Raw genomic sequence first — 23,913 nt, forward strand, 5'->3', positions numbered from 1 at the left:
TCCTAATCGTTTAACAGTTCGAGTTCTTCAGCGGAAAGCGAATCCGCTTCATCGCTGCTGATTGCTTCAATTTCATCTACAGGTTCTTCGTCAACCGGACAAATCTCGTCTATCGGCGCCGCGTCTTTTTCGGCAAAAGCCGCCGCAAATCCCGCCGGGGTTGGATGTTGAAACAAGTCCATCAAAGTCGCATTCAAACTCAAATCGCGTTGAATGCGATACAACAAACGCGTCGCGAGAATGCTGTGTCCGCCCCATTCAAAAAAATTGCCGTGAACGCCGACCGCGTTGTTTTCTAAACTACCGCGCCACAATTCCAACAATTTAACTTCGAGTTCCGTACGCGGTTCTTCATCAATCGGCGCCGCCTCAGCAATGCTGCTCTCAATCGGCGGCAGCGCTTTGCGGTCAACTTTTCCATTGGGCGTCAGCGGCATTGCGTCGAGATGCGTGAAATACGACGGTGCCATATACTCAGGCAATTTCGCCCGCACCCATGCGCGTATATCCACCAACGAAATCGATTCGTCCGCCGTGTAATAAGCGGCAAGACTGCCTTCTCCATTCGAACTCTTGTTTAGAACCACCACCGCTTGCCGTACGCCTGGATGGCCGGACAACACCGCTTCGATCTCGCCGGTCTCGATGCGAAATCCGCGCACTTTAACCTGATGGTCAAGCCGCCCTAAAAACTCAATCGTCCCGTCTTCGCGATACGCCGCCAGGTCGCCGGTACGATAGAGCCGTTGGCCCAGTTCTTTTGAAAATGGATTTACAATAAATTTTTCACGCGTCAATTCATCGCGATTGTGATACCCCCGCGCAAGCCCGTCGCCGCCGATCAGCAACTCACCCGGGACGCCGATGGGCGTTGGCTGTCCACTCGCATCAACAATATATATAGTCGTATTGTCGATGGGGCGGCCGATCAAGATATTGGCGTCGAGATCGGTGTTTGTATTTTCTTCAACCCGGTGCAGACACGACCAGATCGTTGTTTCCGTCGGGCCGTAAAGGTTCCACACTGACGCGCCGCGCCGCAACAGTTCCTTTGCCAGCCGCCAGGGCAGGGCCTCGCCGCCGCAGAGAATTTTCATTTCAGGGCTGCCGCTCCAACCCGCTTCTAACAGCATCCGCCAGGTCGCGGGCGTGGCCTGCATCACGCTCGGCTTAGCGTCTTCCATCAACCGCAACAGTTGGATGCCGTCCGCCCCTTCATCATGCGAGGCCAACACGATCTCGCCGCCGCGCATCAACGGCAGAAACAATTCCAACCCGGCGATGTCAAACGAAATCGTCGTCACCGCGAGTAAGCGGTCGTTGGCGTTAAAGCCGGGCTCGCGCGCCATCGACAATAAAAAGTTCAACAAGGTGCGATGAGAAATCTCGACGCCCTTGGGCCGTCCGGTCGAGCCGGAGGTATAAATAATGTACGCCAATTGATTTTGAGAAATATCAACGCGCGGCGCATCCGGCGCCAGCGCATCGTGTTGTATTTCATTGACGACAATTACACTCACGCCTTCGATCGCCAATTCATCTTGCAATGAGGATTGGGTCAAAAGAACTTTCGCGCCCGAGTCCTGCAGCATGTATTGCAAGCGTTCTTGAGGAAACCCCGGGTCCATTGGCACATACGCGCCGCCCGCTTTCAACACCGCCAGCAACGCAATTACCATATCCGGCGAGCGCTCGAGATACACGCCCGCCAATTCGCCGGGAGCCAATCCTGCTCGAACCAAACGCTGCGTCAACGCATTCACACGGCAGCTGAGCGCTCCGTACGAAATGCGCTCATCGCCAAAAGTGATTGCGATTTTTTCCGAATCCTCTTTTACCTGTTGGTCAATCCAACCAAGAAAAGTCCCATCGTCTGGCAATTCACTCTGCGTCTGGTTACATTCTTCCAGCAAGAAGCGGCGTTCCGATTTGTCCAACAAACCAAGACGCCCGATGGGTTGGCTTGCGTCTCGTAAGAAACCATCGGCAATCGTTTGCAGATGACCAACCATACGCTGAATGCGGGCATCGCTAAACAAGTCCGTGTTATATTCAATCGCGACGATCAAACGCCCGCCGCTGACTTTAAAGCAAAAAGTCAAATCGAACTTGCTGGTTTCTGGATGCTCAAAAAATTGCTCGCACGACAACCCGCCCATCTGCAAACCAGAGTCATCCTGGTTTTGCAAAATCACACAGACGTCGAACAACGGCGAGCGGCTCATGTCGCGTTCGAGTTTGAGTTCATTCACCAACACGTCAAATGGATAGGGATGGTCATACGCCTGCGAAACCATCTCGCGCGCCTGCTGCAGCAGTCCAACAAACGGCGCCGCCGCATTGGGGCGCAACCGCAACGGCGCAGTGTTGATATAAAACCCGATCTGGCCCGTTAAATCGGCATGGTCGCGCCCGGAAAACGGGCTGCCGAGAATCACGTCATCCTGCTGCGTATACCGATGCAGCAGCGCCGCGACCCACGCCGTCAACAACATAAACAAACTGACGTTCTCTTTTTTTGCAAGCGCCTGAATCTGCGCAGAACGCTCTTCATCAAACAAGTACGTCAACTCGCGCCCGGAAAACGTCTGATGCGGTGGACGCGGCGAATCGGTATGTAAATTCAACGTGGGCAATTCGCCCGCAAGTGTTTCCAGCCAATAGTTGCGGTGCGCTTCCATCGCCTCGCACTGCAAGCAGGCGTTTTGCCAGTGCGCATAATCGCGATATTGAACCGGCAGCGATAGCAATCCGTCATCCGCGCCGTTCGCCTCGGCGTTGTATAGCGCCGATAGGTCGCGCGCCAAAATCCCGATGCTGACGCCGTCAGAAATAATGTGATGCACCGTAAACAACATCACATGGCGCCGCTCAGCCAAGCGTAATAACCTTACGTCGTACAACGGCCCCGCCGACAAATCAAACGTCTGCCGCGCATGAAGCCGTCCGCGCTGAACCGCTTCTTGCGCCGGATCAGCACACGAACGCAAATCTTCAACCGCGAACGGCGCCAACGCGTCTGAATACACAGCCTGCCTCGGCTCGCCTTCGACTAACGGAAAATACGTCCGCAGCGACTCATGGCGCGCCGCCAATCGTTCGAGCGCCGCGCGCAAGGCAGCGGGATTCAGATCGCCTTCAATCTGCTGATGCAATGGAATGTTGTACGCCGCCGAGCCGTCTTCGATCTGACATAACACCCACAAACGGCGCTGGGCGTTCGACAGTTCGCCGTCATCACCCTCAGGCGCCTGTGGAATCGGCCCGCCTTCAAGCGAAGCAACAAAAGCGATCAGTTTTTCTTTGTGAGCGCGAAGTTCATCCAAGCGCTCTGGCGTCATCACGCCCTTGGCGGCGCGGAACTTTAACTGCCCGTCCTCCAGCCAGAGATGAACGCCCCACTCGCGCAATTGTTTAAGGAAGGCCGGCAATTTCGTCATATCACGCCTTCCTCCATTTCTTCAGCGGCGTCTTCCATCGCGCCTTCATGCTCCGGCTGCGCCAGCGAACGCAATCCACCGAAGGTCGGGTCTTCTAAAAACGCGCTGAGCGGTATATTCACCCGCAACGCCTTACGCAGCCGCGTCAATATTTGCGCAGCCAGCAGCGAGTCGCCGCCCAGTTCATAAAAATTATCTGCATCAGAAACAGAACGAACGCCGAGAAATTCTTTCCAAATTGCTTCAACCGCGTCATGCGCGTTGAGGAGTGAAACATCATTTTTAGAATCAACCACATCAGGACCTGCACCCGATGCGCCGTGAACCGTACGGTCAATATTCATCCGCTGATGAAAGTCTGTAGTTGAAACGATCAACTCGGCGGCGTTCAATGAAAGGGCGTATTCAAACACATCCTGCCCTTCGCGGTTCGACAAACCGAGCGCCAGCGACGCATCCTCGCTTCCAGCGTCATCCGTACGCGCAAAACGCTCGACCAGTTTCTCCCAACTCTGCGAGCGTTGTTTCGGCTCAACCGTTTCTAACTCAACCGAATCCAGCGGCGCAAATTGAATGACAAGTTTTCCGATGTGTTTGGCCTTCGCCATAAATGCAAAGGCGTCGCGCGCTTGTTGGGCAGAATAGGTTTTATGTGGACTCGGCTGCAAGCGCCCATCGGCGAATTCCTGCATCAACTCTTGAAAGGCCCCGGCGAACCCGGGCGTATCCGGCCCCACGCCGACGGCGAAATACGACAGGCATTTCTGAAACGGCGCCAAGCCCAACTGCGCGTTTTGATAAATGTCGCGCACGCCGATCTCAAGAAAGCGCCCGAACGGGGCCAGCGTTTCAAAACTTTTTTCCATCAGCTCGCCGCTGAGTGAATTCAACACAACGTCGACGCCTTCTCCGCTGGTGATCTGTTGAATCTCGTCGGCAAACTCCGCTGTACGCGAATTCATCACATGCGCAACACTCAGCGTTTTGAGATAGGCCCGCTTATCGTCGCTGCCCGCCGTCGCGAAAATTTCCGCGCCGATTTGCTGGGCGATTTTCACCGCCGCCATACCGACGCCGCCCGCCGCCGCATGAATCAACACCCGCTCGCCCGCCTGCAAGCGCGCGAGTTTCCGTAGTGCGTAATACGCTGTTAAAAACGCCGCCGGGATACTGGCGCCCTCTTCAAAACTGACGCCGTCCGGTAGCCGCGCGGCCCGCTCCGCCGCCACGGTCACATAGCGTTGAAAACAAGCGGTCGCAAACGCCGCCACCCGGTCGCCGGTTTTAAACGATGCAACGCCGTCGCCGACAGCCGTCACCGTCCCGGCGCATTCTAAGCCAAGCGGCAGTTTAAAGCCCTCCGCCTCGGCGAACATGCCATAGGCGTACATGACTTCTTTGAAATTCAGCCCCGCCGCTTCGACGCAGATTTCGATTTCGCCCGGCGCGGGCGCAGAGCGTTTCGACGGCCTCAGCGCCAGCGTCTCGAGATCGCCCGGCGCGGTAATATCCAACTGATAGTTTTCATACGCCGACGCTTCATTCGTCGATTGTAATTGCTGATAGGTTTTGCTTTCTTGTTGCACCCGCTTGAGCGTATAATTTTCGATCTCAACCAAGAGAGCGCCGTCGCCGTCATAAAGTGAAACGTCAAACGCGATTTCGCTCTCTTCGTTTTTGATGAGCCGCGCCCGGCTATACAACGTCTGCGTCAACGGCGCATAGACGCGAATTTGCTGGTATGAAAACGGCAGGCCGTCGAGAAAGCCGTCGCGCAAAACGCAGATGCCGGTCGCGACATCCAACAAGGCGGGATGCAACGATTGCGCCGCGAGTTCCGCCGCGTATGAATCCGGCAGGCGCAATTTCGCCAGCGCTGCGTCGCCGTCAGCCTTCACCCATTCAACGCAATGCCAATGCGGGCCAAACGCTTTTAGATGGTCATTGATATTTCTCAAACCGACTTCGTCTTCAGCCGATTGAACGCCGCTTAGATCTAGCCTCCCGCTTGCAGTATCGCGCAACGCTTCAACGCAACCCTGCGCATGGACCGTCCAGTCGTCCTCGCCGGACTTTCGACTAACAACTTGAAATTCGTAGGGCGAATGATTGGCGTCAAACAAAACCCGGGCTTCGCGCTCGAAATCCATGATCATTGGATTCAAAAAGTACACGTCCGAAAACGCATACGCCGCTTCTCCGGTGCAATGTTGAAACGCCTCGCGCACCCATTCCAGATACGCAGTGCCCGGCGCGACCGATTGGCCTTCGATGCGGTGTTCGTTAACGATCCAATCCTGGTCTGGGTGAATACGCGCCGCATAGACAATCGCGTTCGCCTCATCAATCGGCTGAAACAACCCATCGCTTCCATGAGTTTTAATTTTACTTTTTAAAGAAGCCTCGACCGCCATGCCCGCTTCACGCCAGGCGTCCCAATGGATGGCGGTCACATTTGCGCCTTGGGCGCGTTGTTGTTGCGCGAAGGCGTTCAGATACGAATTCGCCGCGATGTAAGCGACTTGCCCGACCGAACCGATGTCGGCGCTAAGCGCAGAACAAAACACGCAAAAATCAAGCGACCTTAGATCAAGCGCAGACGCCAGCGCTTTGGCGCCGTCTACTTTCGCCGCCACGACCGAATGAATCGAATCGCGGCTTCGACGCTGAATCATCTCGCCGTCAGCCACGCCCGCTGCGTGAATCACGCCGCGCACCGCGCCCGCTTGCGTTTGAAATTCATCAACGATTTTCTTCAACGACATCGCATCGCTCACGTCAACAGCGTAGAGCGACACCCGCGCCCCGGTTTGTTCAATGGCGCGAATGGTTTGAATGGTTTTTGCATTTTTTGAATGGGGCGCATCACGCAACAATTCGTCCCATGCGCTGCGTTCGGGAAACTCTGATCGTGTAATCAGCGCCAGTGCACCGGCGCCCTTTTGCGCCAACCGTTCCGCCATCGCCAAACCAACGCCGCCCAAACCGCCGCTGATGAGATAGGCTCCATCCGGGCGTATCGAAAGTTTTTCTATTTTCGCTTGCGGCGTGGGATCAACGCTGCGTTTCCAGCGCTGGTTATCGCGATAGGCCACAGGCGCGGTTTCATCAACGCGAAATTCATCAAGCAATGCGTTCGCATCCGCATGCCCGCGCTCAACGTCGATCACCCGGCACGACAGGGTTTCATATTCCAGCGGCGCCGTCAGCGCCGGGCCGAGCATCAACGCCTGTTCGGGCGCGGCGATGGTTTCGCTTTGAACGCGAAATGCGTCCTGGGTTAGATACACAATTGATAGCGCTTTTGCCTTACGCATCCGCCCCAGCGCCTGCGTCATCCAAATGGGCGCGTACAAAGTATTGTCTTCACGCGCTTGCCCCATGCCCCAGGCGTAAACGATGCAATCCGGTAGCAGGCCGCGCTCATCCAGCGCGTTGAACAACAGATCAAAGTGTTCAGGCTGATCGTGGCGCAGCGCGTAAGCAGACTCACCCGCTTGTTCAAATGCTTCGCCTTGCACCACGCATATCGGCGGCGGGCCGCTTGCCGCCAACTGCTTTTCAATATCAATTAGCAACGGGCTTTTATTGGTGAACAATACGTATCGTTGTTGTGTTTTTAACGCCGCTGCCGCTGGAGCCGGTTTCCAAACCGGTTGATAGAACCATTGCGAAAACGGCTTGCGAATCTCTTCATTTTTCTGAACAGGCGAAACCGCGCCGCTTTTCGTTGGCGCATCGATCCAATAGCGTTGGCGTTCAAATGGATAGGTCGGCAGGGGGATGCGCCCGCGCGTTTCCTGGCACTGATAGCCTTGCCAATCAACTTCCACGCCCGACGCCCACAGGCTGCCAAGCGTTTTGTGAATCACCCCCGTATCCGACTGCGCATCCTTCGCGCGCGGCATAGACGCAACGCAAACCCGATCTTCGCAATCATCCGATTGCATCGCCAACGCGCTCAAAGTATTACCCGGGCCGAGTTCCACCAACGCCCGCTTGGCATCCTGGCATAACAGCCGCACACCATCCGCGAAACGCACCGGGTTACGCAAATGCGCCGCCCAGTAGTCAGGGCTGGTCGCTTGTTGGTTCGTGGTCCAATCGCCGCTGAGGTTTGAAATAAACGGCCGCTGCGGTTCATGCAGCGACACGCTTTTTAAATAATCGCGAAACTCATCCAAAATTGGTTCCATCATGTTGGAATGAAACGCATGAGATGTTCGCAGTTTGGCGCATTGCACATTGTTCGTTTCCAGCAATTGTTTGAAGCGCTCAATCTCATCTTCAACGCCTGAGACCACGCATTGATCCGGCGCATTGACGGCGGCGATGCACAACGAACCCGTCAGTATCGGCTGAAGCGTTTCTTCCGGCGTAGACGCCGCCAACATCGCCCCCGGCGCCGCGCTCTGCATCAAACGCCCGCGCAGCGCGACCACCGCCAGCGCATCTTCAAGAGAAAACACGCCCGCCCAACAGGCCGCCGCATATTCGCCGATGCTATGCCCCAAGGCGCATTCAGCCTCAACGCCCCACGACGCCCACAACTGCGTCAGCGCATACGAAACCGTAAACAGCCCAGGCTGCGCCCAGGCAGTCTGATGAATATCAATGTTTTTATTTTCTGACGCAAACAACGCGGGATACATCACAGCGCGAAGGTCCGCTTTGAGATGAGGCCGCAACAACGCAACGCATTGGTCGACCGCATCCCGAAACGCCTCTTCGCCTTGATACAGTTCCAGCCCCATATTCTCATATTGGGAACCCTGGCCCGTAAACAAAAACGCAACTCGCCGTCCGCCCGCGAGCGCCTCCGATGAAACCACCCGGCGCACATCATCACCGCGCAACGCAGCCATCGCGTCTTGTGCATTTTGCGCACACACAACCCGCCGCTGCAAAAACGGCTTACGCCCGACTTGCAGCGTATAGGCGGCGTCTGCAAGCGAAGTCGAAGAATTTTGGCTCAAATGTTCGGCGAGCGATTGGCTATATTGCTCCAGCGCCGCCTGGCTGCGGGCGGAAAGCGTTAACAATTGCCAGCGGCGATTCGTCGGCGTTGGCTCCACAACGGGCGGTTCTTCCAACACGATATGAACATTGGTCCCGCCGATGCCAAACGAACTCACGCTCGCCCGCCGGGGCGCGCCGTCGGTTTTCCACTCGGCGCGTTTGTCGGCGACAAAGAACGGCCCGCCGTCAAAATCAATTTGGGAATTCGGCTTTTGAAAATGCAAACTGGGCGGGATCACGCCATGCTCTAAGGCCATGACAGTTTTAATCAAGCCCGCGCCGCCTGCGGCTTCATCCAAATGGCCGACATTCGTTTTAACCGAACCAATCGCGCAAAACGCGCCCTTGCCCTCGGCCTCGCGAAACGCCGCACGCAACGCTGCAATCTCAATCGGGTCGCCGAGACGGGTCCCGGTTCCGTGTGTTTCGATGTACTGAATCGAATCCGGCTCCACCTCCGCCACCGCCAGCGCTTCGGCGATCACTTCGGTCTGGCCTTCGACGCTGGGCGCGGTAAAACCCACCTTGGCGGCGCCGTCGTTATTGATGGCGGAACCCAAAACCACCGCGCGAACCGAGTCGCGATCTTGCAATGCGTCATCTAGCCGCTTCAACACAACCAGGGCGACGCCGTTGCCGCTGACCGTCCCCTGCGCATCAGCGTCGAAGGCGCGGCAGTGGCCGTCGGGCGAGAGAATGGCGTTCTCTTCATATAAATAACCGCGCTGTGGAACCTGAATGCCCACCCCGCCCGCGACTGCGATATCGCATTGATAATCCATCAAACTCTGACAGGCCAGATGCACGGCGGTAAGCGAACTCGAACACGCGGTGTTCACGTTCAAACTCGGCCCGGTCAGATTGAGTTTGTAGGACGCCCGCGTTGGAACGTAATCTTTATTGTTGCCCATCAACAGATTGAAGCGGTCGACGTTTTGAATCGCGTCGGGTCGCGCCAGTAAATTGTGAATTAAATAGGAACTCGGCCCTGCGCCGCCAAACACGCCGATGCGCCCATCAAAGCGGCTAGAGTCATAGCCCGCGTCTTCGAGCGCGTTCCAAACGCATTCTAAAAACAGGCGGTGCTGCGGGTCGGTAATCTCCGCCTCGCGCGGGGTAAAGCCAAAGAACGGCGCGTCGAATTCTTCGATTCCATCCAGATACCCATTCGCCGCCACATAGTTGGGGTCATCCAACAAAGTGGGGTCTTCGCCCGCCGCCAGTAATTCTTCTTTCGAGAAAAACCGCACCGACTCAACGCCCTGCTCCAGGTTGCGCCAAAATTCATACACGTCGCGCGCGCCGGGAAAGCGCCCCGCCATTCCGATCACGGCAATCTTGTTGGATGAATCTTGCATCGCGGTTGTACTCATGATTTTCGTCCCGGGTTTCTTCGCTGCCGCGCCTGGCTGCGTTTGGCGGCGCGTTCTTGCGCTTTTGAAACGCTGGCGGCCTCTTGCCCCGGCGCGTCCTGCGCGATCATTCGCGCTAGCGCCTCAATGGTAGTGAATTGAAATAACTGCACCACCGACAACTCGCACGACAACCGCTCGCGCAATTGATGACACGCCTGCACCAAACTCATCGAATTGGCGCCGAGATCAAAAAAATTATCTTGCACGCCGACGCCGTCAATTTTCAATATCGTTTCAAAGACCTTCGCGATGGTTTGTTCAATTTCATTTCGCGGCGCCACAAAAGCGGCGCTCAATTCAGGGCGATCTTCGCTTTGACGCGGCAGCGCTTTGGCGTCGAGTTTTCCATTCGGCGTTAGTGGAAACCGCTCCAGCGCCATGAACGCAGAGGGCGCCATATACTCCGGCAAGCGCGTCGCCAAAAACGCGCGCAGGGCGCCCGCATCCGGCAAGCCGCCGTTTGGAATACAATACGCCAGCAGGCGATCGCCAAACTCGCCCGCTTCCGCAATCACCACCGCTTCGCGCACAGCCTCATGCGCTTGCAACGCACTTTCGATTTCACCAAGCTCAACCCGGAACCCGCGCACCTGCACCTGCTGGTCGATGCGTCCACCGTATTCGATATCGCCGTTCGCCAGAAAGCGTCCCCGGTCGCCCGTACGATACAGCCGCTCGTCTGACTTGTTTGAAAACGGGTTCTGAATAAACCGCTCCGCCGTCAGGTCTTCGCGATTGAGATAGCCTTTCGCAACGCCCGCGCCGCCGACATAGAGTTCGCCGAATACGCCGATTGGAACCGGTTGTTGATTCGCGTCGAAAATATAAATCTGCAAATCGTCAATCGGCTCGCCGATCAAACTCGCGCTCTGCGCCGCGTCGGTTTTGCGAATGGGGCGATAGGTCACATGCACGGTCGTCTCGGTGATGCCGAACATATTCACCAATTGCGGCGCGTTGTCGTCATGCCGTTCAAACCACGGCTTCAACATCGCAAAGTCAAGCGCCTCGCCGCCGAAGATCACCGTACGCAGCGCCAGTTCAGCAGGCGCAGCAGCGCGTTCTTCGGCTTGAATGAATTGCCGGAACGCCGACGGCGTCTGGTTTAGCGCCGTGATTTTTTCACGCGCAACAAAATCATAAAATGCTTCCGGCTCACGGCTGAGTTCATAAGGAACAATCGCCAGGCGCCCGCCATACAACAAGGCGCCCCAAAGTTCCCACACCGAGAAATCAAATGCGCACGAATGAAAATAACTCCACACATCATCGGCCCCAAAACCAAACCATGTTTCGGTTTGCTGAAACAGGCGCAGCACATTTCGATGTGAAACCATCACGCCCTTGGGCCGCCCGGTCGAGCCGGAGGTATAAATCACATACGCGGTATCGTTTTCACGATTCACCGAAGCGGGGTTCTCATCGCTGCACTGCCCTATGCGCTGCGCGTCGCCATCGAGCGCAACCATTTGCGCTGCGTGTTGAGGCAATTCATGCGCGATGGAAGCCAACGTAATCACGGCTTTGACTTGCGCATCATCCAACATAAAAGCGAGGCGTTCTTTGGGATAAAACCCGTCCAGCGGCAAGTAGGCGCCGCCCGACTTGATGACCGCCAACAACGCCGCGATCAGTTCCGCCCCGCGCGGCAAATAAACGCCCACCAGATCATTGGGCCTGACGCCGCGCGCGCGCAAATCATGCGCAAGTTGGTTGGCGCGTTGATTGAGTTCGCGATACGTCCATTCGCTGCGTTGCCCGTCGTCCTGACAAGAAACCGCAACCGCGTTTGGCGTTTGCGCCGCCTGATGTTCAAACCACGCAGCCAATGTTGAAAAGCGCAGCGGCTGCGAAGCGGGTTGCGCATCATATCGCGTAATATTGATTTCGCGTTCTGCGTCCGTCAGCCAGTTGAGTTTACCAATGGGTAGCGAGGGGCTTTTCAACGCCGCCCGAATCAATTCATGCAAGCAAGCGCCCATGCGCTCAGCGGTTTCGGGTGAAAATAAATCGGTGTTGAACACGATATCGGCGCTGACGCCGTCGCGTGTTTTCTGAAAATTAAAGGCGAGATCAAACTTCGCCATTGGATAGTCTTCGACGAGAGGCCGCAGGGTTGCGCCGTCGAGCGTCAACGATTGCCCGTCATCGCCCTGCATCACCGTCACCACATCAAACAGCGGCGAACGGCTCACGTCGCGCTGCAACGATAATTCATCCACCAGTCGATCAAACGGATACGCTTGCCGATCCAGCGCATCAGAAATACGCAGCGCCGTTACGCGCAGCAACTCACGAAACGGCGTCTCGCCATCGAGTGAAACCCGCAGTGGCAGCGTGTTGACGTAAAACCCGATCTGCCCTTCCAGATCAGGGTGGTTGCGCCCCGACACCGGGAACCCGGTCACGATATCTTCCTGCCCGCTGGTTCGATGCAGTAAGACGTTGACCATTGCGCTGAAGAACATGAACGCGCTGCAATTCATTTGCTGGCAGAGCGCGTCAATCGCTTCGGCGTCTTTTTGAGAAATAGAATACGCCGCCGAAGCGCCGTGATAGGTCTTGACCGCAGGCCGCGCAAAATCAGTCGGCAATTGCAACACTGGCAGGTCGCCCGAAAGCGTTTCGCGCCAATAGTCGCGTTGCGCCCGCCCTTCGTCTGAATCTAAAAAATCATTTTGCCATTGAGCGAAGTCGCGGTATTGAATACGCAGTTCGGGCAGGTTCGCCGCCGCGCCGTCTCGCCGGGCCTGATAGAGCGCCATAAACTCTTGCGCCAATACATCCATGCTGAGGTCGTCTGAAATAATGTGATGCATATTAAAGAGCAACACATGCTGCGCCTCGTTCAAGCGCAACAACGCCCCGCGCAACAAAGCGCCCGACGACAAATCAAATTCACGCTGCGCGTCTTGCAGCGCCAATTCACGCGCGGCTTGCAGCGGCGCAGGTTCGCGACTCAAGTCAATCCATTGCAGCGCATTTTCGCTGCTTCTTACAATTTGCTGGCGCGGTTCGCCGCCGATCATAACAAAGGCGGTGCGCAACGACTCATGCCGTTGAACCAAATCGGCAAACGCAGCAGTGAATCCTTCGCGGTCTACCTCACCGTCAATCAACAACGCCGCCGGCATATTGTAAGCCGCCGAAGCGCCTTCCATCTGCGAGAGAATCCACAAACGGCGCTGCCCATGCGACAGCGGATAACTGTCGGCGTCCGCCGCCCTGGCAATCTCCACATAGGCGGCGCGGGGCGCGGCTTCCATCGTCTCCAGCAATTCGGCGATGGTCGGGTGATTGAACAAAGCGCGTAATGAGGTCTCGGCGTTCATGTCGCGTTGAATACGGCTGACCACTTGAGTGGCTTTCAAACTATGCCCACCCAGTTCAAAGAAGTTATCGTTCAGCCCGACGCGCTCCGCGCCCAATACCTCCGCCCAGATTTTGCCCATCTGTTTTTCGGCGTCGGTCACCGGGGCGACATAATCATCCGCCCCGCGCGACTGGCCTGCTTCCGGCTGTGGCAAGGCCTTGCGGTCAATCTTGCCAGCGGGCGACAGCGGCATATCGGATAGAAAGACGAAGTCAGACGGCGCCATGTAATTGGGCAATTTGTCTTTAATGAACTCACGCAGTTGCGACGTCAACCGCCGATGCAATTTTTCCTGCAATGGGTTGTTCGCATATTCGCGCCAAGGCTTGGCGTCATATTCATCGACAAACACAGGCTGCGCGTCGCCGCGAACCAACGCCGCGTCATAGCGCCCTTGTCCGGCGTTGCGCGCAAAACTCGTATGCAGCGCATACCCGCAAGACGTTGCCAACGATAACAAATCGTCTGGATCAACGCCGCGCATGACGGTATTCTTTAATCGAGTGCGCAGTTCCTGCACGGTTAAAGTGGTTTCTTTCTCCAGGCAATCCATCAACAAAAATTCTTGCTCGACGCGCGGGTTCACAACATCGCGCAACGCCAATGCGTCAGGCTGTGGTTCGAGCAGGCGGCGCAATCCGTCCAGCGAATGCGCATCAGCGTCCCATGCGCGCCAATCAAAATCACTTCGCAGCGGGAGTTCTTTTTCCAGATGAATCACAACGTCATAGCGAAAGCGCGTCATTTCATTGCGCTGCGTTCCGCGTTTGGGCATGATCTCAACATGCGAGACCGCTTCATATTTTTCTTGCAACGCAATAAAGAAATCGGGGCCAATCGCCATTTCTTGTTCTTGCTGAAATTGCCGCCGCACCCGCTCCGCCAGTTCGTCAACGCTCATCCCGTCTTCGGCTTTATACAATTGCACCGAAGCGTGAAACGCCTGCAGCAACGGCAGGCTGCGCACGTCGCCGACGAAGATCGAGCCGCCCGCCGCCAGCGTTTTCATCAAGCCTTCTAACACATGCAGCAGATAATCAACTCCAGGAAAATACTGCACCACCGAAGGCAGAATCGCGACATCGTAAGCGCCCGGTTCGATGCGGCTGAAATCCGTCGCCTCGCGCTGCTCTAAAATCGCTTGCGCCAAGCCGGAAATTTTATCCTGCAAATCCGCCCGCGCTTGCAACGCCTGCAATTGCCCAATTGAAACCTGCGACAAGTCGCTGCCGATGTATCCCTGCAAATGCGGCAACAGCGGGAACATGATAAGCCCCGTCCCACAGCCAATTTCGATCACGCGCTTAGGCCGTAGCGACAAAATGCGCTCGACGGTCAAACCGACGTATTCACGCATGTCAGCTTCGGGCAGCGGCGCATTGGTATAGTTGCTGTCCCAACCAATTACGTTAAAGGTTTCGTCTTGATAGGTGAGCGAATCGACGTAACTGTCTTCATGCAGCGTTTGCCAGAGTTCGACCTGTTCATTTTTCAGGTCGCGCAATTGCTTTTGCGTTTCGCTTGCATCCAGGTTGAGCGTTGCGTAACCCACCAATCGCTTTTCGTCGCCCGGGTCGTCGCGAACAATCACCGCCGTCTCGCGTACGCTGGGGTGGCGCCCCAACACGCTTTCAATCTCGCCGAGTTCAATACGAAAGCCGCGAATCTTCACCTGGAAGTCGAGACGCTCCATACATTCCAACACGCCATCCGGCCGCCAATAGCCCAGGTCGCCGGTGCGATACAACACCGCTTCGTGTTCATGTTTGGCGTAGGGGTTTTTCACAAACACCGCCCCGGTTTTTTCTTGATTGTTAAAATACCCGGCGCCAACGCCGATGCCCGCGACGCAAATTTCGCCCGCGACGCCCACCGGAACCAGCTGCAAATTTTGATCGAGAACATACAGCCGCAAGTTCGCCAGCGCATACCCAATCGGCACGCTGCGCGCATCCGACGGCAAGGGCTTCGTCAATGTATACTGGCAGATATCGTCCGCCGCTTCGGTGGGGCCGTACGCGTTCACCACCGGGACGCCGGGATAGGTCTCCAGCCAATGATTGACCAGCGCAACCGGGACGCTCTCTCCAGTCGCCATCGCGAATTGCAAATACGGCAACGCGCGTTGTTTGGCGCTCATCGGCCTGACATGCTCCAACAGTTCCTTCATCACCACAGGAACCAATTCAATCAACGTGATGCGTTGCGATTGGATCAGTTCAAATAATTTCGTTGGATCGCAGACCGTTTCAAAATCAGCAATCACCGTCCGTCCGCCGATAAGCCCCGGCGCCAGAAACTGCCAGACGGAAATATCTGAAGACGACGGCGCACTCTGCAAAAAGGCAGAATCTTGATGAAACTCGAGCCAGTCAAATTCCGCGAAGATATGGTTTACCGCACCGTCATGGCGAACAATCGCGCCCTTGGGCTGCCCCGTCGAACCGGACGTATACAACAAATACGCAGCGTCGCGGCTGCTGTTGACGCAAGACGGGTTTTCATCGCTCTCGCTCGAAAGGTCGTCCGCATCGAGTTGAATGATGTGCGCCAAATGATTTTCGTTTGAATGTAAATCAAAACGCGATGACAAACTCGAACGCGTAATCAGCGTCTTGATCTCGCTGTTGGCGATCATATAGCGGACGCGCTCATCCGGGTAAACCGGATCAATCGGCATAAACGCGCCGCCCGCTTTTAACACGCCTAACATCGCCGCCAGACAGTCATTCCCGCGCGGTTCGAGTATGCCGACAAAGTCATTGGGCTTCACGCCCTGACGCCGCAGGCGATGCGCGATGCGATTGGCGCGTTGGTTGAGTTCTTCGTAGGTCAAAGAATTTTCATTATGAACCACCGCCGCGCGTTGCGGCGCCGCAGCGGCGCTGCGTTCAAACAATTGATGAATGGTCTGCTCGACGGGATACTCGCGCACCGGCCCCGCCCACTCGTCGAGCAGTTGCGTTTTTTCTTGTGACGATAAAATATCAATCGCGCCAACAGGCGCTTCAGGCGCATCAACAATGCGCTCAAGCAATCGCTGATAATGCCCAACAAAACGCTGAATGGTCGATTCATCAAAGATATCGGTATTAAACTCCAACACGCCGGTGAGCGAGTCGCCGGTTTCCCAAACGTCCAACACCATGTCAAACAACGCAGCCACGCGGCGCGTTGCGACCAGCGAGATATCCAACCCGGGAATACTTAAATCCTGCATGGGCGCGTTCTGCATAGAGAACATCACCTGAAACAACGGGTTCACGCTCAAGTCGCGTTCGAGTTGCAACTCATCAACCAGTTTTTCAAAGGGAAGGTCCTGATGAGTGTACGCGTCCAGGGTGACGTTGCGCGCGCGGCGCAACAGCGTTTCAAACGATTGCGGCTGAGAAAAATCAAACCGCAGCGCCAGCGTATTCACAAAGAAGCCCACCAGCGATTCGATCTCGCTGCGGGTTCGATTGGCGATGGGCGAGCCGATGACGATGTCGTCCTGCCCGCTGTAGCGGTGAAGCAACGCCGCATACGCCGAGAGCAGCGTCATAAACAAAGTCGCGTCGTTTGCGCGGCATAGCCCGCGCAATTTTTTGGCGACCTCGGCTGGAATTTCAAAGGTCACGCTGTCGCCGCGATACGACTGCGCGGGCGGGCGGGGCCGGTCGGTCGGCAAGTTCAACACCGGCGGCGCGTCCACCAGTTGTTGCGTCCAGTATTGCGTCTGCTGCTCCAACACATCGCCGCTCAACCATTCGCGCTGCCACACGGCGTAGTCGGCGTACTGAATGCGCAGCGGCGCCAGCGACGCAGGCGCGCCCTCGCAATCGCTTCGATATAACGGCGCCAGTTCTTCAATCAACACGCCCAGCGACCAACCGTCCGAGACGATGTGGTGCATAGTCAAAAACAACACATGGCGCGACTCGTCGACGCGCAGCAGCGACGCGCGAATCAAACGGTCGCGAGATAAATCAAACGGGCGCCGCGCTTCTTCAATGGTCAGCCGCTGAATTTCATCTTCGACTTGTTCCGGTGAAACCTCATCAAGCGAACGCACTGGCAATTCAAGGTCAAACGGCGCCTCGATGGTTTGATAGGGTGCGCCGCCGTCTTCGCCAAATCGCGCCCGCAGCACGCCGTGGCGGGCGACAATCGAGTTCAAACTGTTATGCAGCGCAGCGGCGTTTAACGCGCCGTTTAGATTGAGCGCGATAGATACATTATAAAACGGGTTGCCGGGGTCAATCTTGTCGAGAAACCACAAACGCTCTTGCGCATACGACAGCGGCAGCTTTTCATCCATCTGCCGCCGCGCAACAATTGGCGGTTCCGGCGGCGTTTGTTTTTGTTGCCTTTCGATGCGCTCCGCCAGTCCGGCGATGGTGGGCGATTGAAACAGATCGCGCAGCGGCAGTTCAACGCCGAGTGATTCGCGTATGCGTGAAACCACCTGGGTCGCGCTTAGCGAATGTCCGCCGATCTGAAAAAAGTTATCGTGAACGCCCACGCCTTCAATGCGTAAAACCGTTTGCCAGACGCCCGCCAAGAGTTCTTGCAGAGGCGTTTGCGGCGCGGCGCTCTCGTCCGCTTGCAATGTAAGGTCTGGCTCAGGCAGCCGCTTGCGGTCAACCTTACCGTTTTCATTAATCGGCAGCGCATCCAAAAATACATAAAACTGCGGTACCATATAATCCGGCAAATGTCCTTTGAGAAATGCGCTCAACTCAACGGGATTCACATTGTCTTTTTTTGCAACCACATAACCGATCAGACGCCCGTCGCGATACAACACCACTGCGTCATCAACCCGCGCATGTTGAGTGAGTCGGGCTTCAATCTCACCGGGTTCAATACGGAAACCGCGAATTTTGACTTGGTCGTCAATGCGCCCGATAAACTCAATCGCGCCGTCAGCGCGGCGTTTTACGATATCGCCGGTGCGGTACAATTTCGGCGAACGCTCTGGCCCGAATGGATTGTCGATGAATGTTTTCGCCGTCAATTCGGGCTGATTTAAATAACCCAACGCCAAGCCGTCGCCGCCAACCCACAGTTCGCCGGGAACACCGGCTGGAGCGAGTTGCCCGTTGGCGTCAACCACATACGCCTGCGAATTCGCGACAGCCTGCCCAATCGGGACAGTGTGCGCATCATCATCAACATTCCACACCCGATGCCAGGTTGAGAAGGTGGTGTTCTCCGTCGGGCCGTACACATGCAGCAGGCGGTCGGGCGCGCCTTCGCGCAACACCCGCCCCACCCAGTGCGAGTCAACCGCCTCACCGCCAAATAAAACGTGGCGCAAACCCGCAAACGCCTTGGGCGCCTGCCGCGCCATTTCGTTAAACAATGCAGTGGTAATAAACAGCGTGGTGATCTTTTTTTCTTGCAGCGCCTGCGCAAAGCGAAGCGGCGCCAAGGTCACGTCGCGGTCGACGCCGATCAGCGCCGCGCCGTTCAACAACGCGCCCCAGATTTCAAACGTCGCCGCGTCAAACGAAGCGTTGGCCGCTTGCGCGATGCGGTCCGAAGCGTCCAGCGGGCAATAGTCGTTGTTGAGAACCAAGCGCATCACGCCGCGATGGGAAACCATCACGCCTTTGGGCGTCCCGGTCGAGCCGGAGGTATAGATAATGTACGCGAGGTCGTCTGCGCTGCGATGAACGTCCGGCGCAGCGGTCGCTTCTCCCGAAACCAGCGTCCATCCAATGTTTGATAAAATGAGTTCGCCATTGAAATTCGGCAAACGGGTTTTGAATGCGTCTTCTGTAATCAAGATCGATGCGCCGCAGTCTTGCGCCATGAACGCCAGCCGCTCATCGGGGTATGACGGGTCGAGCGGCGCATAGGCCGCGCCCGCTTTTAAAATCGCCAACAGGCTGATGATGAATTCCGCCGAACGGGTTTGCATCAGCCCGACCGCGCCGCCGGGTTTCACGCCCTTCTGTATCAACGTATGCGCCAGCTGGTTGCTGCGCTGGTCGAGTTCTTGGTATGTAAGCCGGGTTTCGCCGTATTCTACCGCGAGCGCATTCGGCAACCGCGCCGCGATTTCCGTAAAACGCGCAATGATGCTTTGTTCTTTTTGATACTCCCGCGCAGTCTGGTTCCAGGCGGTGTGTTGTTGCATTTCCGCCTCGCCTATCAGCGGTAATTCTGCGACCGAAGCGTTGGGCTTCTTCAACGCCGCACGCAGGAAAATTTCGTAATGACCAAACAAGCGTTCGATGCTTGAGTCGTCAAACAGGTCGTCGCTGTATTCAACGACGCCTTCGAGGCCATTGCCGCTTTCATTGAGCAAGACGGTCAGATCAAACTTTGACGCGCCCGCGTCAACCCTGCGCGGCGTGATATCTAAATCAGGCAGCGTGAGTTTCGCGTCCGGCGTATTCTGCAAGGTGAACATTACCTGAAACAGCGGGGTATATCCCAGTTCGCGCTCAGGCTGCAACACATCCACCAGGCGTTCAAAGGGCGCGTCTTGATGTTCATACGCAGCCAGATCGGCTGCCTGCGTTCGCTGTAATAATTCAATGAACGTCGGACGTTCAGACGCATCGACGCGTAGCAGCAGCGTATTGACAAAAAACCCGACCAGCGGTTCGAGTTCGCGGCGGTTGCGGTTGGCGACGCCGGTTCCAAGAACGATATCGGTCTGCCCGCTATAGCGCGACAGCAGCGCAACGAACGCCGCATGAAGCGTCATAAACAAGGTCGCGCCTTGCTCGTTGCTGAATTGCTTCAAGCGCTGCAACAAATCTCCGTCAAATTGAAACGTCTTCAGCCGTCCGGTAAATCGTTGCACGGGCGGGCGCGGACGGTCGGTCGGCAGTTCTAACAGCGCGGGCGCGCCGCGCATGGTTTCTTTCCAAAAATCAAATTGTGATTGCGCCGCATCGCTTTGGATCCACTGCCGTTGCCAAATGGCATAGTCGGCGTATTGCAGCGGAAGCGGCGCCCAGTCGGGTCCGCGCTCGAGGCGATACGCTTGATAGGCCTTCGCCAGATCATGCACCAGAATGCTCTGCGACCAGCCGTCGGTAATAATGTGATGCAGTGTGATGACGAACACGGCGCGCTGATCGCCTGCATCAATCAACAAAGTGCGCAGCAATACGTCGTTCTCTAGATCAAATGTCCGTTTCGATTCTTCATTGACCGCCTGGTCGATCGCCGCTTGCCGCGAAGCGTCATTAAGATTGCGCAAGTTCATCCGGCGAATGGGCGCTTGGATCGGTTCCATCACGATTTGGATGGGCGCGCGATCTTTGACGCGTATCACCGTGCGCAGCGCTTCATGCCGCGCAACGACGGCGTCCAAACTTTTTTGCAGCGCGTCTACATCTAAGCGCCCGCGTAGTTCGAGCGCAGCGATAACATTGTACGTAGCGCTTTGGCCTTCGAGTTGGTTGAGCAGCCACAACCGTTGCTGCGAATACGACAACGGCGCCGAACCGCTCCGTTGCGCGGGTTGAATTTCCGGCGCAGCGCCTGCGACTGGCTCGGGCAAGTACGCCGCCAATTGCGCAGGCGTGGGCGCTTCAAAAATCCGCCGCAGCGGCAGTTCAAAATCAAACCGCTCGCGGATGCGCGACGCCAGTTGCGTAGCAAGAATCGAGTGCCCGCCCAGTTCAAAGAAATTATCGTGAATCCCCGCCCGCTCCAGCTCGAGCGTTTCCGCCCAAATCGAAACCAACACTCGCTCGCGCGGCGTACGCGGCGCGGCATAAGGCGCTTCAGAACCAATGCGGTGTTCGAGCGGATCCGGCAGCGCCTTGCGGTCAAGTTTACCGTTCGGCGTCAGCGGCATACGCGGCAGCAAAACGTAGTAGGACGGCGCCATGTAATCGGGCAGCGTCTCGACGATATGGGCGCGTAATTCACTCAAGTCGATTGCTTGCGTCGCCGTAAAATACGCCGCCAGCGCAGTCGCCCCGCTGTCGTCTTGAATCGCAACCACTTCCGCTTCGCGAACCGCAGGGTGTTCCAGCAAACGAGCGCGCGCTTCGCCCATCTCCACCCGAAAGCCGCGAATCTGCACCTGGTCGTCAATGCGCCCCAGGTATACCAGTTCGCCATCTGGACGCTGCTTGACCAAGTCGCCGGAACGATACAATCGTTCACCGTTGCGATAGGGATTCTCAATAAATTTTTCTCGCGTGAGTTCATCGCGATTGAGATAACCGCGCCCCACGCCCAAGCCGCCGACGCACAACTCGCCCGCCACGCCAATCGGCGCCAGGCGCAAGCGCTCGTCCATCACATAAGTCGTGGTGGTCGCGATCGGCCGCCCGACCGCGCTGGCGGTTTGCTGCAGATCGCCGTCGGTCATTTCTTTATACGTCACGTGCACGGTGGTTTCGGTAATGCCGTACATATTGATCAACCGCGCATCGGGGTACGCCTCGCGCCAGGGCGACAGCTGTTTCGGGTTCAACGCCTCGCCGCCGAAGATCACATAACGCACATCCAGTTCAGGCAACCCCGCCTGCCGCGCCGCCCCGGTGAGCGCATCAAACGCGCTGGGCGTCTGGTTGAGCACCGTCACCCGATGCTCGCGCAGCAGCGCCAAAAATGTTGCAGGGTCTTGGGCGCATTCTTTCGAGACCATCACCACCGCGCCGCCGTACAGCAGTGCGCCGTAGAGTTCCCACACCGAAAAATCAAACGTGTACGAGTGAAACATCGTCCACACGTCCTCGCTCGAAAAATCAAACGGCGTCTTGTCGTTAAACAACAATCGCACCACGTTGCGGTGCTCGATCAACACGCCCTTCGGGCGCCCGGTTGAGCCGGAGGTATACAGACAATAGATGAGATGCTCAGGGCGGCTATGGTTTTCCGGCGCATCCGTCGGCTGCGCAGCGATGCGCTCCGCGTCGCGGTCGAGCAAAACCGTATTGGCAATCACAACCGGGACCGCATCCGCCAACGCTTGCGTACTGATTAAAAATTCCGCCGCCGCGTCTTCAACGGTAAAGCGCAAGCGCTCTTCGGGAAACGCCGGGTCTATCGGCAAGTACGCGCCGCCCGCTTTCATCACCGCCAGCAGCGCAACAATCGCATCGGCGCTGCGGTCTAAACATACGGCGACCAGAGTTTCTTCTTTCACCCCCAAGCGGCGTAATTCATGCGCGAGTTGATTGGCGGCGCGGTCGAGTTCGCGATAGGTCAGCGTTCGGTCGCTTGCGATTACCGCGACTTTATCAGGAACCTGCCTCGCCTGCGCTTCAAATAATTCATGCACGGTCACACGGTCTGGATACGCCGCCTCGGTATGGTTCCATTCGACGCACTGTTGATGGACCTCACCTTCGCTCAACAGCGGCGCGTCACACACGCGCCCTGACAGCCCCTGCGCCATGGCGCGCAAAACTGATTCGTAATGCGCCGCCATGCGGCGGGCGGTCGCGTCGTCATAAATATCTAGATTAAACGTTAACACCCCGGCGAACTGATCGCCGTCGAGCTTACACAAAAGGTTTAGATCATATTTGCCAAAGCCAAGGTTGGTTTCGATAACGCGGGCGTCCAATCCGTTCATCGAAAACGCAGACGCCGCATCATCATATTGATAGAGCACGTCAAACAACGCGGTGCGGCTCATATCTTTTTGCGGGTTGAGTTCTTTCACCAGCAGATCGAAGGGCATTTCCTGAAACGCCGCCGCGCGGTTGTAGCGTTTATGCAAATCGTTCAGGAGTTCTTGCAGCGTGGTTTCATCTTCCATGCGGCTGCGCAACACGGTCAGGTTTGAATACGGCCCAACGCCTCCCGCCAGCCCATCTTGCCGACGGCAGTCGAAAGGCGTCCCCACCACAATTTCACCTAACCGTGAATAGCGGTGCAGCAAAACCACATACGCCGCCAGCATCCAAACCGAAGGCGGCGTTTCGTGTTGACGGCATCCCGCCAAAATGCCTCGCGTTAATTCAGCGTCAACCGAAAATTCGATTGAACGCGCCGTGTAGGTATGCACCGCAGGCCGGGGCTTGTCTTCAGGCAGCTCCAGCGCTTGCAAGCGGCCCCGCAGTTCCCAACGCCAATGAAACAACAGCGGTTCAAAATCATCGCGCCGCAGCGACTTCTGCCATTGCGCATACTCGGGATACTGCACATCCACCGGGGGCAAATTTGGTTCGCGGTTTTCGCTCAGCGCCTGATAGATTTCTTTCAATTCATTCGTTAGCAGGCCCATCGAGGTCCGGTCGGCAATGATGTGGTGCGCAACCATCACCAGAACCGACTCATCCGGCGCTATACGCAACAGCGTTGCCCGCAACAAGCGTTCCTGGTTTAAATCAAACGGGCGCAAGGTTTCCTGCTGCGCCCATGTTCGCCAATCCAGCGCAGCAGTCTCATCCGGCCCGACCACCGGGACAGAGATCGAACAGTCGTCATCGATCCATTGCGTTTGCTGCTCGTCTTGTGCAGAAACCCGAATGCGCAGCGAAGCGTGGCGTTGCACAATTTTTGAAAGGCTGGTTTCAAGCCGAGGCGCATCGACCGCCCCGCGCAAATACAAAACCAGTGGAATGTTGTGATAGACCGGGTGCGTCTCATAGACGTTGTTCGTCTCGAAACGGTCGATAAACCACATCCGCTCCTGGTGAAATGAAAGAGGAAATTTTTGTAAATTCGTCATACAGTCCTGCATACGCTTTAGCGT

The 23,913-nt window shown here is 56.5% G+C and carries 3 protein-coding genes; all 3 read right to left on the reverse strand.

Translation table 11 applies throughout. From position 1 onward, the window contains the following. Positions 1-2: 2 nt before the first annotated feature. From P9L94_00360 to P9L94_00370, 3 genes are read right to left on the reverse strand one after another with little or no spacing between them, the layout of a single operon-like run. A complete protein-coding gene (locus P9L94_00360) occupies positions 3-3,440 on the reverse strand; it encodes an amino acid adenylation domain-containing protein (protein ID MDP8242501.1) in 3,438 nt (1,145 codons plus the stop codon). Then, positions 3,437-9,832: an SDR family NAD(P)-dependent oxidoreductase gene (locus P9L94_00365; GenBank protein MDP8242502.1), complete on the reverse strand. Its 6,396-nt coding sequence runs from the start codon at positions 9,830-9,832 to the stop codon at positions 3,437-3,439. The genes P9L94_00360 and P9L94_00365 overlap by 4 nt, the downstream gene beginning before the upstream one ends. Next, positions 9,829-23,889, reverse strand: a complete 14,061-nt coding sequence (locus P9L94_00370; protein ID MDP8242503.1) for an amino acid adenylation domain-containing protein — start codon at positions 23,887-23,889, stop codon at positions 9,829-9,831. Before P9L94_00370 ends, P9L94_00365 begins: the two co-directional genes overlap by 4 nt. Between the last annotated feature and the right edge of the window lie 24 nt (positions 23,890-23,913).

It is taken from the genome of Candidatus Hinthialibacter antarcticus (assembly GCA_030765645.1).
Taxonomy (GTDB): Bacteria; Hinthialibacterota; Hinthialibacteria; order Hinthialibacterales; family Hinthialibacteraceae; genus Hinthialibacter; species Hinthialibacter antarcticus.

Bases quoted from the DNA above. Each gene is read 5' to 3' on its own strand.
- P9L94_00360 (MDP8242501.1), bottom strand. From the start codon at position 3,440: ATGACGAAATTGCCGGCCTTCCTTAAACAATTGCGCGAGTGGGGCGTT.
- P9L94_00365 (MDP8242502.1), bottom strand. From the start codon at position 9,832: ATGAGTACAACCGCGATGCAAGATTCATCCAACAAGATTGCCGTGATC.
- P9L94_00370 (MDP8242503.1), bottom strand. From the start codon at position 23,889: ATGACGAATTTACAAAAATTTCCTCTTTCATTTCACCAGGAGCGGATG.